Below are 12,950 nucleotides of genomic sequence, written 5' to 3' on the forward strand. Positions count from 1 at the left end.
CCGACCGGCGACCGCCGGCGGGCCGCGGGGCGCCCGGCCGGCCGGTCATCGCCGGTCGGGTGCCGCCTCGGGGCGGGCGTACGTCCGCCCCTTCCAGGCCGCGCCCCGCCCCCGGTAGTGCTGGACCGCCGAGTCCACCGTCATGAGCAGGTAGAGGAGGGCGGTCAGCGGCAGGGCGGGCGCCAGGGAGAGAGGCTGGCCGTAGTAGCGGAGCATCGGCACGTACGTCCCCGCCATCACCGCCCACGCGAGCCCGCCGGCGAGCGCCGCCACCGGATCGCCACCCGCCAGCCCGGCCACCAGCGTCACCGGCGGCGCGAGGTAGACCAGCGCCAGCCCGGCCACCGTGCCGACGAGCAGCAGCGGATTGTGCCGGAGCTGCGCGTACGCCGACCGCGACACCATCCGCCACAGATCCGCGAGACGGGGATAGGGCCGCACGCTGTCCACCCGCTCCGCCAGACCCAGCCACACCCGCCCGCCGGACCGCCGCACCGCGCGGGCCAGCGACACGTCGTCGATCACCGCCTGCCGGATCGCCTCCGGCACCCGCGCCCGCACGGCGGTCCGCGTCCGCAGCAGCACGCAGCCGCCCGCCGCAGCCGTCGCCCGGGGGCGCCGGGCGTTGATCCAGCGGAACGGATAGAGCTGCGCGAAGAAGTACACGAAGGCGGGCACGATCAGCCGCTCCCACAGCGTCGCCACCCGCAGCCTGGCCATCTGGGACACCAGGTCGAAGTCCTCGGTGACCGCAGCCTCCACCAGCAGCCGCAGGCTGTCCGGCTCGTGCGCGATGTCCGCGTCGGTCAGCAGCAGGAACTCGGGATCGCGGGTACGGGCCAGCGCCATGCCGTGCCGCAGGGCCCAGAGCTTCCCGGTCCACCCCGGTGCCGGCTCGCCCGGCGACACGACGGTCAGCGGCAGCCCTCCGTACCGCACGGCCAGCTCGCCCGCGAGCTTCCCCGTGCCGTCGGTGCTGCCGTCGTCGACGAGCACGATCTCCGCCTCGCCCGGATAGTCCTGGGTGAGCAGCGACGGCAGACTCAGGGAGAGCACCTCCGCCTCGTCCCGGGCGGGCACGACGATCGCGACCCGGGGCCGCGGCGGCGGCCCGGTCTCCGCCGACGGTGGTCGCGCCCCGTCGTCCTCCGGTCCCGGCCGCGCGGAGGCGCCGGCCCGAGGACCACGGCCCCGTGCGGACCGCCGCCCGCCGCCCGGCAGGCGCTGGTCCGTACGCCAGAAGAAACCCTGACCCAGCAGCAGCCACCCCCAGGCGGCCAGCGAACCCATCGCGATCCAGGCAGTGGCGCTCATTCGTCGCAGTCTGCCCCAGATTGCCGGGGGCGCAAGGGTGGTCGGCTAGGGTGACCGGGTGAAGATCGCGCTCATGGACTCCGGAATCGGCCTGCTCCCCGCGGCGGCGGAGGTACGCCGTCTGAGGCCGGACGCGGACCTCGTCCTCTCCTCGGACCCCGACGGCATGCCCTGGGGCCCGCGCACCACCGAGGACCTCACCGAGCGCGCGCTCGCCGTCGCGCGGGCCGCCGCCGCCCTCGCTCCGGACGCCCTGATCGTGGCCTGCAACACCGCCACCGTGCACGCCCTGCCGGCCCTCCGTGCCGCGCTGGAGCCGGACATCCCGGTGATCGGGACGGTGCCGGCGATCAAGCCGGCCGCCTCGGCCGGCGGCAAGGTGGCCATCTGGGCGACCCCGGCCACCACCGGCAGCCCGTACCAGCGCGGCCTGATCCGCGACTTCGCCGAAGGGGCCGACGTCACGGAGGTGTCCTGCCCCGGGCTCGCCGACGCCGTGGAGCACGCCGACGCGGAGGGGATCAAGCGCGCCGTGGCCGCCGCTGCCGCACTCACCCCGCGCGACGTCCGCGCCCTGGTGCTCGGCTGCACCCACTACGAACTGGTCGCCGAGGAGATCCGCGCGGCGGTGCAGCACCCCGACCTGCCCCCGGTGGTTTTCCACGGCTCGGCCGGGGCAGTCGCCGCTCAGACGCTGCGCCGCATCGGCGCCGGGGCCGCGCCGGACGCCGACCCCACCGGCGGGCTCACCGTGCTCCTGAGCGGTCGGACCGCGACGCTCCCGGACACCGCGCTGCGCTACGCCGAGGGGCGCCTGCTGGGGGCCGTGAGCCCCGCACGCTGACGCCTGTCCCACCTGTCCCGGTGGTTCGCCACCGGGTTCACGGCCTCCGGTCCTGTCCGGCCGGAGAGGAACCGGCCGAAGGGGCGCCGCGTACGCGGAACGTGAGTAGGCTGCCACCCATGAGGGACGAATCCCGACATCTCGACCCCACAGGCACCGGAGGACCGGTGCCCGAGAGGTGGACCGGCCGCGCCACCAACCGGCTCCAGTGGGTGCCCGCCGTCGCCGGCGTCGCCTGCATGGCCCTGGGCATCACCCTGGCCGTCGAGGCGCCCTGGACCTCCGGTGTCGCGCCGCTCCTGATGGCGGTGATCGGCTGTGTCGCGGTGGGCCTGCTGGTGCTGTTCGGCACGCTCGCCTTCGTCCACGTGGAGGTACGGGTCGACGACCGTGCGATGGAGGTCCGCTGCGGTCACATGGGCCTGCCGCGCCGCCGCATCCCGCTCTCCCACGTGGTCGGCGCCGACTTCGTCCCCCAGGTGACCCCGCGCGAGTGGGGTGGCTGGGGCTGCCGCTGGCGCCCCGAGAGAGGGACCGCCGTCATCGTCCGCCGGGGCGAGGCCCTGCTGCTGCGCCTGGGCGACGGCCGCACGTTCACCGTGACCGTCGACGACGCGATGGCCGGGGTCCGGGTGATCCGCGAGCTGCTCCGCCGCGCGACACCGACCGGCCCCGCCGGCGCCTGACGTCGTCGCCCCGCGTCACGGACGGCCGGGTCGGGTCCGGAGTCGCGGACGGGCCGGTTCGGCCGGGCGTCGCGGACGGCAGTGCCGGGTCGGGTCCGGAGGCGCGGACGACCGGGCTCAGTCCGGAGCGGTGGAGGTACGGGCCGTCGCCAGTCCGGCGAGCAGCCCGGCGCCCACCGTCACCGCGGTGAAGCTCAGCGCGTTGCCCACGGTGGCCAGCGCCGCCAGCGCCGTGAGGGTGGCCCCCGCCGTGAGCACCACCGCAGTGGAGCGCGGCGAGGCCCACAGGGCGCACACCAGCCACGCGTACACGCCTCCGAGCAGGACGACGCCCGGCACTCCCTGTTCGGCCGCCTGCTGGAGGGGCGCCGAGTGCGGAGTTCCGTCCGCGAGCGGCTCCTCCAGGGACGTCCGGCTCAATGTGCCGAAACGGTCCGGGCCGCTTCCCAGCACCGGGTTCTCCCGGGCCTGGTCGATCGCGTCCTGCCACAGTCGCACCCGGTGAGGGGTCAGCGGTCCCTCCAAGGAGACGGTCAGCCCCTCGGGCAGCGCCTCCTCCGCCACCGCGAACGAGGCCCCGACGGCGACGCCCGTCACCAGGACGAGCCCGGCGAGCCCGAGGAACCGGTGCCGCATCCGTACCGCCGCCGCCGAGCAGAGCCAGACACCGAGCGCCGCCACGAAGCCGGCCACGGAGCCCAGCGCCAGCGCCACCCCCGCGACGGCCAGGCCGAGGACGCGCAGCGCCACCCGGGCGGGCGCCGTGCCGGCCGCCGACGCCGCGCAGCAGGCGGCGCCCGCGGCGAGGACCAGCAGGGCGGCGGCCGCGCCGGTCGGGCCGAGCGGCACGGCGGCGGGAGTCGAGCCCGGGACACCGGACCCGGACGCGAGCGCGAGGGCCAGGGCGGCGAGGGAGGCGGTGGCGGCGGCCGCGACCGGCAGGAGGGAACCGCAGATCCGGCCGCAGGCGTACCCGGCGGCCAGGGCGAGCACCGCGAGAAGGACGCCCTCCGGGCGCGCGTCCCGCCCGGTCGCGCTGACCAGCGCCCACAGCGTGCAGCAGCCCAGGACCAGCACCCCGGCGACGTCCGGTGCCCGCCCGTGTTCGCGCACGGCGGCCCGCTCAGTCGCAGGAGCAGCCATCCCGTCGACCCCCCGTCGACCCCGATCAGTCCGGCGGACACCGTAGCGGCCGCGCTCCCGGTTTGTGGAGGGCTGGTGCAGAAACGATGTGGCAGAAAGGGGCGGAGTCGCCGCGTCCCGGGCCTCGACGGAGGTGTGCGGCGCCGGCGCGAGCCTCAGGAGCGGGGGCGGCCGCCCACCGGGAAGCGGGGTGTCGGCCGAGGCCGGAGGCGGGAACGACGTGCCGGGACGGCCACGGACCGGACTCCTCCGGCCGGGGCCGTGCGCCGTAGACTCCGCCACGTGAGCACCACCATCACCCCCGTCGACGCCCCCGGCCCCGCCGACGCCTCCGGGTCCGGCCGCTTCGCCCCACGGCGTTTCGTGCGCCCCGGCGCCGCCGTCCTGTCCGGGCTCCTGCTCTTCCTGAGCTTCCCGCCCCGGCCGCTGTGGTGGCTCGCGCTGCCCGCCTTCGGACTGCTCGGCTGGACCCTCCGCGGCCGCCGGCTCCGGGCCGGCTTCGGGCTCGGCTACCTCGCCGGCCTCGGATTCCTGCTGCCGCTGCTGATCTGGACGGGCGAGGAGGTCGGTCCGGGCCCCTGGGTCGCCCTCACCGCGGCCGAGGCGCTCTTCGTCGCCGCTTCCTGTCTCGGCATCGCGGCCGTCTCGCGGCTGCCCGGCTGGCCGGTGTTCGCCGCCGCGGTGTGGATCCTGGGCGAGGCGGCCCGTGCACGGGCCCCCTTCGGCGGCTTCCCCTGGGGGAAGATCGCCTTCGGCCAGGCCGACGGCGTCTTCCTGCCGCTCGCGGCCGTGGGCGGCACCCCGGTGCTCGGCTTCGCCGTCGCCCTGTGCGGCTTCGGCCTGTACGAGGTGGCCCGCCGGATCCGCGCGTACCGCAGGACCGGCACCGTCCCGCGCGGCCCGCTGGCCGCCGCGGCGCTCACCGTCCTGCTCCCGGTCACCGGCGCCCTCGCCGCCCTGCCGCTCGTCGACGACGCGGCCGAGGACGGCACCGCGACCGTCGCCGCGGTGCAGGGCAACGTCCCCCGGCTGGGACTCGACTTCAACTCCCAGCGCCGTGCGGTGCTCGACAACCACGCCAACCGCACCAAGGAACTCGCCGCGGACGTGAAGGCGGGCCGCAAGCCGCAGCCCGACTTCGTCCTGTGGCCGGAGAACTCCTCCGACATCGACCCCTACGCGAACCCGGACGCGCAGGAGGTCATCGACGAGGCCGTGCGCGCCATCGGCGTGCCGACCGTGATCGGCGCCGTGGTCGCCCCGCCGACCGGCAAGCTCCGCAACACCCTGATCGAGTGGGACCCCGAGAAGGGCCCCGTCGCCACCTACGACAAGCGGCACGTGCAGCCCTTCGGCGAGTACATCCCGATGCGCTCCGTCGTCCGGCTCTTCAACAGCAACGTCGACCGGGTCAGCCGCGACTTCGGTCCCGGCAGCGAGGTCGGCGTCTTCGACCTCGCCGGTACCAAGGTCGGCCTCGCCACCTGCTACGAGGCCGCCTTCGACTGGGCCGTGCGGGACACCGTCACCCACGGCGCGCAGCTGATCTCCGTACCGAGCAACAACGCCACCTTCGGCCGCAGCGAGATGACCTACCAGCAGCTCGCCATGTCGCGGGTGCGGGCCGTCGAGCACAGTCGCTCCGTGGTCGTCCCGGTCACCAGCGGCGTCAGCGCGATCATCCGCCCCGACGGCGAGATCGTGCGGGAGTCGCGGATGTTCACACCGGACGTGCTGGTCGACGAGGTGCCGCTGCGTTCCTCGCTCACTCCGGCGACGCGCATGGGCACACTGCCCGAGGCGCTCCTGGTGGCGGTCGCCGCCGCCGGGCTCGGCTGGTCGGCGCTGCGCGCCGTCCGGGCCCGCCGGACCGCCTGAGCCGGCGCCTTCGCCGCGGGTGCGGTGGGGAGGCCGCCTCCCGGGTCCTCGCCGCACCGGGTCCCGGGGCGATGGCCCGGAGCGTCTCGCCGGCCGCCCCCGCGGTGCGCCACCGGCCTGACCTGCGGGCAGGACCTCTCCCGGCAAGATCGGCAAGACACCCCCTAGGGTCGCGGTATGGGTACTCCTGATTTCATCCGCGACCTGCGGGCCAGCGCCGGACACCAGCTCCTCTTCCTGCCCGGCGTCAGCGCCGTCGTCTTCGACGACCGCGGGCGCGTCCTGCTCGGCCGGCGGGCCGACACCGGCATGTGGGCGATCGTCGGCGGCATCGTCGAGCCGGGGGAGCAGCCCGCCGCCTGCGCCGTCCGCGAGGTGTACGAGGAGACCGCCGTCCGGTGCGAGGTCGAGCGGGTCGTCCTCGTGCAGACCCTGAGGAAGCCGGTCGTCTACCCGAACGGTGACCGGTGCCAGTTCATGGACGTCTCCTTCCGCTGCCGGGCCGTCGGCGGCGAGGCCAAGGTCAACGACGAGGAGTCGACGGAGGTCGGCTGGTTCGAGGTGGACGCCCTTCCCGAGATGAAGCGCTTCTCCCACTTCCGGATCGAGCAGGCGCTCGCCGACGAACCCACATGGTTCGACACCATGCAACCAGGCTGAAGTGTGGGTTCGACACACATCGGTGAGGGGTGGGCCCCTTCATAGGGTGCGGAGCATGAGCGCCCCCACCACATCAGGTCCCGTCCCCGCTCCGTCACCGGCCCCTTCGTCGACCGTGACGTCCGCGTCCGCGCCGACGGGGGGCCGCCGGCCCGGGCCGACTCCCGCGCCCGGATCCGTCGCCCTCGACCTCGCCGGGTGCGTCGCGCTCGTCACCGGCGCGGCCGGCGGGATCGGCCGTGCCTGCGCCTTGCGTCTCGCCGCCGCCGGGGCCCGGGTCAGAGCCGTCGACCGGGCCGCCGAGGGCCTGGAGACCCTCGCCGACGAGGCCGCCGGGCTCGACGGCGCGATCGAGCCGCAACTCCTCGACCTCACCGACCTCGACGCCGCCGAGGCCGCGGCCCAGGGCGCCGACATCCTGGTGAACAACGCGGGCCTCCAGTTGGTCCGTCCCATCGAGGAATTCCCGCCGGACGTCTTCCACACCGTCCTCACCGTGATGCTGGAGGCCCCCTTCCGGCTGATCCGGGGCGCGCTGCCGCACATGTACGCGCAGGGCTGGGGCCGTGTCGTCAACCTCTCCTCCGTGCACGGCCTGCGGGCCTCCGCCTACAAGTCCGCCTATGTGGCCGCCAAACACGGCCTCGAAGGACTCTCCAAGACCGCCGCGCTCGAAGGGGCCTCCCACGGGGTCACCTCCAACTGCGTCAACCCCGGCTACGTCCGCACCCCCCTGGTCGAGCGGCAGATCGCCGACCAGGCCGCCGCCCACGGCATCCCGCCGGAGCGGGTCCTCACGGACGTCCTCCTGAAGGACTCGGCGCTCAAGCGGCTCGTCGAGCCGGAGGAGGTCGCCGAGGCGGTGCTCTACCTCTGCACCCCGCACGCCTCCTTCATCACGGGCACCTCCCTCACGCTCGACGGGGGCTGGACGGCGCACTGAGCGGCCGCGCGGCCTCGCGCACGCCCGGCGGGACCTCGCGGCTCGCGGGCCCCCGGGGGGACCGCCCTGGCGGCCGGACCCGGGCCCGCCCGGCAAGACGCCCCTTCGGCGGCCCTCCACCCGCCCGGGCCGCCGAAGGGGGTACCCGGCCCCGCCGCCGGGTCGTCCACAGGGCTGGTGCGATCACCCGTACGGCAGGTATCCCTGTGTCCATGTCCCAAGAACAGGTCTCCTACCTGGAGCTTCTCGCCCGCGGAGCCGCGACGGAGGCGTACGACCGGCCCGTGCTGCTCGCCCGTGCGAGCGGCGCGGGCCCCGAGGCGCTGGCCGCGCTCGAACAGGCCAAGCAGCTGGCTCTGCGCGTGCGGGCCGAACTGGAGGGCCGACGGCGCCGCGAGGCGGAGCTGTCCGCCCTCTTCGAGACCGCCCACGACCTCGCGGGGCTCCGCGACCTGGACGCCGTGCTCCGCGCCATCGTGCAGCGCGCCCGCTCCCTCCTCGGCACCGAGGTCGCCTACCTCAGCCTCAACGACCCCGCCGCGGGGGACACCTACATGCGCGTGACCGAGGGCTCGGTCTCCGCGCGGTTCCAGCAGCTCCGGCTCGGCATGGGAGAGGGCCTGGGCGGGCTCGTGGCACAGACCGCCCGCCCGTACGTCACCGACGACTACTTCGACGACCCCCGCTTCCAGCACACCCGCACGATCGACACCGCCGTCGGTGACGAGGGGCTCGTCGCCATCCTCGGTGTGCCGCTCACCCTGGGCAGCCAGGTCATCGGCGTACTCTTCGCCGCCGACCGGCGGGCCCGGGTCTTCGAGCGGGAGCAGGTCGCCCTGCTCGGATCGTTCGCCGCGCACGCCGCCGTCGCCATCGACACCGCCAACCTGCTCGCCGAGACCCGCTCGGCCCTGGCCGAACTCGAACGGGCCAACGACATCATCCGCGAGCACAGCGGCGTCATCGAGCGGGCGTCCGAGGTCCACGACCGCCTCACCGAGCTGGTGCTGCGCGGCGGCGGGGTGCACGACGTGGCCGGCGCCGTCTCCGAGGTGCTCGGGGGAACGGTCGAGTTCGCCGAGGAGTGGACGGGCTCCGCCCGGCTCGCCGACGGTCACGCGCTGCGCGACGGGGACCGCTGGGTGGCCGCCGTCTCGGCCGGCGGCGAGACCTTCGGCGCGCTCGTCCTGAGCGGTCAGCCCGATCTCGACCCCGTCGACCAGCGCACCCTGGAGCGCGCCGCCCTGGTCACCTCGCTGCTGCTGCTGGCCCGGCGCTCGGCCGGCGAAGCCGAACAGCGGGTGCGGGGCGAACTGCTCGACGACCTCCTCGACGCCCCCGACCGCGACCGGCGTCTGCTGCGCGAGCGCGCCGCACGCCTGCGGACCGACGTCGACGCGCCCCACGTCGTCCTCGCCGCCCGCATCGACCGGGCCGGAGAGAAGGCCGACGCCGACACCGGCGTCCGGGAGAGCGCGGACCGCCAGCGGCTCTGGTCGGCGGCCTCGCACCTCGCGGCCACCCGGCACGGCCTCGCCTCCGCCCGGGACGGCGGGACCGTCCTGCTGCTCCCGCTCGGCCCGGGGGACACCGCAGCCGAGCTGGCCCGGCAGACCGCGCGGCACCTCGGCGGCGCGCTGCACGAACCGGTGACGGTCGGTGCCTCGTCGCCCGTCGCGGCGCCCGCCGCGAGCCCGGGCCAGGTCTCCACGGCCTACGAGGAGGCCCGCCGCTGCCTGGACGCGCTGCTGCTGCTCCGGCGGGCGGGCGAGGGCGCGGCGTCCGAGGACCTCGGCTTCCTCGGGCTGCTGCTCGCCGACACCCGGGACATCGAGGGCTTCGTCGAGCGCACGATCGGCCAGGTCGTCGCCTACGACCGGCGCCGCGGCACCGACCTCGTACGCACGATGGACGCCTACTTCGCGAGCGGGATGAGCCCGGCGCGCACGAAGGACGACCTGCACGTGCACGTGAACACGGTCGCCCAGCGGATCGAGCGGATCGGCCGGCTCCTCGGGCCGGACTGGCAGTCCCCGGCCCGGGCCCTGGAGATCCAGCTCGCGCTCAGGCTGCACGCCATGTCGGCGGCCGTCGCCCGCTGAACGGGCCGAAGGCGCCGGGTCCTGTGCGGACCCGGCGCCTCGGTGTGAACGGATCAGGCGTCGGCGCGGACCTGGTCACGGGCCGCGGGAGCGTCCTCGGCCACCTCCGACAGGTCCCGGTTGCGGGTCTCCCGCGCGCAGGCGATGGCGACGACCGTGAGGAGCGCGGCGGCGATCACGTACAGCGTGATCGGCGTCGAGGTGCCGTAGTCGGCGAGCAGCGCGGTCGCGATCAGCGGGGCCGGCGCGCCGGCGGCGACCGAGGAGAACTGGGCACCGATGGAGGCGCCGGAGTAGCGCATCCGGGTCGCGAACATCTCGGAGAAGAACGCGGCCTGCGGCGCGTACATCGCCCCGTGCAGGATCAGACCGACCGTCACCGCGAGCAGCAGGGCGCCGAAGCTTCCCGAGTCGATGAGCGCGAAGAACGGGTACATCCAGGCACCGACGCCGATCGCGCCGATCAGGTAGACCGGCCGGCGGCCGACGCGGTCGGACAGCGCGCCCCAGGCGGGGATGACGGCGAAGTGCACGGCGGAGGCGATGAGGACGGCGTTGAGCGCGGTCTGCTTGCTCAGGCCGACCGACGTCGTCGCGTAGACGAGGATGAACGCGGTGATCACGTAGTAGCTGATGTTCTCCGCCATGCGGGCGCCCATCGCGACGAGGACGTCACGCCAGTGGTGCCGCAGCACGGCGACCAGCGGCATCTTCTCGACGTGGTCGGCCGCGGCCCTGCGCTCCTCTGCGGCGGCGAGGGCCGCCTTGAAGACGGGCGACTCGTCCACGGACAGCCGGATCCACAGGCCCACGATCACCAGGACGCCGGAGAGCAGGAACGGCACGCGCCAGCCCCACGAGAGGAACGCGGAGTCGGAGAGCAGCGCGGTCAGCGCGGACAGCACACCGGTCGCCAGGAGCTGCCCGGCCGGCGCGCCGGTCTGCGGCCAGGACGCCCAGAACCCGCGTCGCCGCGCGTCGCCGTGCTCCGAGACGAGCAGGACCGCTCCGCCCCACTCGCCGCCCAGCGCGAAGCCCTGCACCAGCCGCAGCGCGGTGAGCAGCAGGGGAGCGGCGGATCCGACGGTGGCGTGGGTCGGCAGCAGACCGATGGCGAAGGTCGCCCCGCCCATCAGCAGCAGGCTGAGCACCAGCAGCTTCTTGCGGCCGAGCCGGTCCCCGTAGTGTCCGAACACCAGCGCGCCCAGCGGCCGGGCGGCGAAGCCGACGGCGTACGTCAGGAAGGACAGCAGCGTGCCGACCAGCGGGTCGGAGTCGGGGAAGAACAGCTTGTTGAACACCAGTGCCGCGGCCGACCCGTACAGGAAGAAGTCGTACCACTCGATGGTCGTGCCGATGAGGCTCGCGGCGACGATGCGCTTGAGCGATCCGGGTGGCGTCGGGGAGGTTGTTGCGGCGGCCATGTGCACCACTTCCAGGCGGGTACGGGGACGTTTCGGTGTCGCCACACCGTAGGAAGTGGCAGGTCAGCGGCGTATGTGGTGGGACACCATAGTTCAGGGCCGTCGAGTGCGTCCAGCAGCCATGGCTGCGGGGTGCGGCCGGCTGAGGGGTCTGAACAGGCGGAGGAAGCGGCTGTCCAAGTTGCCCTGTCGGCCCACCTTCGAGAGGTGGCGTGCCTGGCCGCCGGTACGCCGTCGCCGAGCCGAGCAACCCCTGCCGGTCGAGGACGACATCTGCCGGACCTCCACCGCCCACGCGCGCAGCGGGCACCCCCCCCGCGGGTACGGGACGCCGCCGGGCGACCGGCCGCCGCCGAGCGGAGACGGCCAGGCGGGGATGGCGACGGACAGCGTCCGGTACCGGACGCCCGCTGCCCGCTGCCCGCTGTTTCGCCGCCACCGTGTCGGACGACGGCTGCGGCCGGTGGGCCGTCCCCGCGGGGGTCAGCGTGTGACCGGACCGTTCTCCCGTCCTTCTCACGGCCCGTGCGGACGCTGCTGGACCTCCGTCTCCGGCGCCTGGGGGTTCTGGCCACGGAAGCGGCCGAGTGTCTTCGTGAGGGCCTTCCATGGTGAGGCGTCGTCCTTGGCCGTCGCCGGTGAGGCCGTCCGGGGGGCGCCGTCGCCGCTGTTCGCCTCGGCGAGGGCCTCGAGCGCCGACTCGGCGGCCTCCCGGTACAGGTCGCAGGATGCCGTCATGGCTTCGAGTGCCTTGGCGTACTTGGTGACCATGGCCCGTGCGTGGACCAGCTCCTCGTCAGGGGTGAGCAGGTGCCAGCCTCGGCGCAGCCGTGTCAGGACCTGTTCGGCGTCGGCCGGCAGCGGCCGGGGCAGGGAGGCGAACTCCTTGATCTTGTCCAGGAGTGTGGTGGGTTCCGTGCCGTCCAGGAAGACATCGCGCACCGTGAAGTGCTCCGCGTCGTAGTCGGAGGCCCGCGGTGTCGGGGGCAGGATGACGGCGCCGCCGCGCGGTACCCCCACACCCAGCTCACGCTTCATCACGAAGTCGGCGATCAGCGCCTGCTCCGGCGTGGCCCGGTGTTCGACGACCCGGTGCCGCAGGCTCGGCGGCAGGAACGCCGTGATCGGTCGGCGTCCCAGGGTGTCCGGCGTCATCGCCTCGTGCACCACGACATGGATGCACCAGCTCTGCCGGGTGCAGGCCCGCAGCAGGCGGCGCAACTCGTCGTCGTCCTTCGGCAGGTGGTTCGCCGACCGCAGGCGCACGTCCGGCACCGTCTCGTGGTCCCAGGCGACCTGGTCGCTGTCGGGCCAGAACACGGTGGCCGGAGAGGGCCAGTCCGCTTCCCACGCCCGCTCGGCCTCGGCTGCGAGGACCCAGGTGACACCCTCGCTCTGCATGCGCCGAGATTCGGGCTCGTACGTGGTGAGCTGCGCGCGCACGGTGACGCCGTCGGCCACGCGCCAGCGGGCTTCGAAGAGGCGGCGGGCGGACGGGCCGGGGTCGGCGGACTCGTCCCGGGGGTACAGCTCGGTGGAACGCGCCGCCTCGACGGGGTCGAGGTCGAGGAAGTCGTCGATCACCCGGGCCGCCCGGAGAGCGAGCAGGTTGCGCCGGACGTCCCGCTCGGGCTCGGGCCCGAGGTGGCGCCCACGCCCGAGCCAGGCGGTGTCGGGGACGGTGGTCGATGAAGTGCTGTTCTTGGCCATGGAACCGTTCCGTGGGCGATCAGGGCCCGACCAGTATGGTTCCGCGGCCCGAGGGAGGGGAGCGGTACCCCGTCCGCGCCGCTGTGGATCGACGGCCCGGTCGGCGGTCGAGCCGATCGACCCACAGGCGAAGGGAACGGCTCGGGCGAGGAGAAGCCGAGATCGGGTCGCCCACATACCGAAAACATGGGGGGTCACTCCCCATGTGGTGCGGGCGCCCCGCGTACCAGGATCGGACCCGGCGCG

General features: G+C 74.6%; 10 protein-coding genes. 6 read left to right on the forward strand and 4 right to left on the reverse strand.

Annotated features, from left to right (window positions below; genetic code table 11):
• Nucleotides 1–45: 45 nt before the first annotated feature.
• Nucleotides 46–1,314, reverse strand: coding sequence for a glycosyltransferase (locus ACGFZF_RS25970; protein ID WP_393557803.1), 1,269 nt, complete (start codon nt 1,312–1,314; stop codon nt 46–48).
• Between the two features lie 58 nt (nt 1,315–1,372).
• On the opposite strand from ACGFZF_RS25970, the gene ACGFZF_RS25975 reads away from it, so the two are divergent.
• Nucleotides 1,373–2,158: a glutamate racemase gene (locus ACGFZF_RS25975; protein ID WP_393557805.1), complete on the forward strand. Its 786-nt coding sequence runs from the start codon at nt 1,373–1,375 to the stop codon at nt 2,156–2,158.
• Between the two features lie 119 nt (nt 2,159–2,277).
• Entirely contained in the window at nt 2,278–2,844 is a 567-nt protein-coding gene (locus ACGFZF_RS25980; RefSeq protein ID WP_393557807.1) for a hypothetical protein, read from the forward strand.
• A 117-nt stretch (nt 2,845–2,961) separates the two neighbouring features.
• Here the strand turns inward: ACGFZF_RS25980 and ACGFZF_RS25985 are convergent, their stop codons facing one another.
• Complete coding sequence (locus ACGFZF_RS25985) at nt 2,962–3,987, reverse strand: O-antigen ligase family protein (RefSeq protein ID WP_393557809.1); 1,026 nt, start codon at nt 3,985–3,987, stop codon at nt 2,962–2,964.
• Nucleotides 3,988–4,269: 282 nt separating this feature from the next.
• Between ACGFZF_RS25985 and lnt the strand changes: the two genes are divergently transcribed.
• The 4 genes from lnt (at nt 4,270) to ACGFZF_RS26005 (ending at nt 9,570) form a co-directional block, all read left to right on the forward strand.
• Entirely contained in the window at nt 4,270–5,865 is a 1,596-nt protein-coding gene (lnt, locus tag ACGFZF_RS25990; RefSeq protein ID WP_393557811.1) for an apolipoprotein N-acyltransferase, read from the forward strand.
• Between the two features lie 177 nt (nt 5,866–6,042).
• Nucleotides 6,043–6,525, forward strand: a complete 483-nt coding sequence (locus tag ACGFZF_RS25995; RefSeq protein ID WP_393557813.1) for an NUDIX domain-containing protein — start codon at nt 6,043–6,045, stop codon at nt 6,523–6,525.
• A gap of 115 nt (nt 6,526–6,640) precedes the next feature.
• Nucleotides 6,641–7,468 (forward strand): 3-hydroxybutyrate dehydrogenase, encoded by an 828-nt coding sequence (locus ACGFZF_RS26000; protein ID WP_393557888.1) that lies wholly within the window; start codon nt 6,641–6,643, stop codon nt 7,466–7,468.
• Between the two features lie 212 nt (nt 7,469–7,680).
• Entirely contained in the window at nt 7,681–9,570 is a 1,890-nt protein-coding gene (locus tag ACGFZF_RS26005; RefSeq protein WP_393557815.1) for a helix-turn-helix domain-containing protein, read from the forward strand.
• A gap of 53 nt (nt 9,571–9,623) precedes the next feature.
• On the opposite strand, the gene ACGFZF_RS26010 is transcribed toward ACGFZF_RS26005, so the two are convergent.
• Nucleotides 9,624–10,994, reverse strand: coding sequence for an MFS transporter (locus ACGFZF_RS26010; RefSeq protein WP_393557817.1), 1,371 nt, complete (start codon nt 10,992–10,994; stop codon nt 9,624–9,626).
• A 516-nt stretch (nt 10,995–11,510) separates the two neighbouring features.
• Nucleotides 11,511–12,704 (reverse strand): hypothetical protein, encoded by a 1,194-nt coding sequence (locus ACGFZF_RS26015; RefSeq protein ID WP_393557819.1) that lies wholly within the window; start codon nt 12,702–12,704, stop codon nt 11,511–11,513.
• Nucleotides 12,705–12,950: the final 246 nt, after the last annotated feature.

Origin of the sequence: Streptomyces sp. NPDC048338 (assembly GCF_043201055.1) — a bacterium.
Taxonomy (GTDB): Bacteria; Actinomycetota; Actinomycetes; order Streptomycetales; family Streptomycetaceae; genus Streptomyces.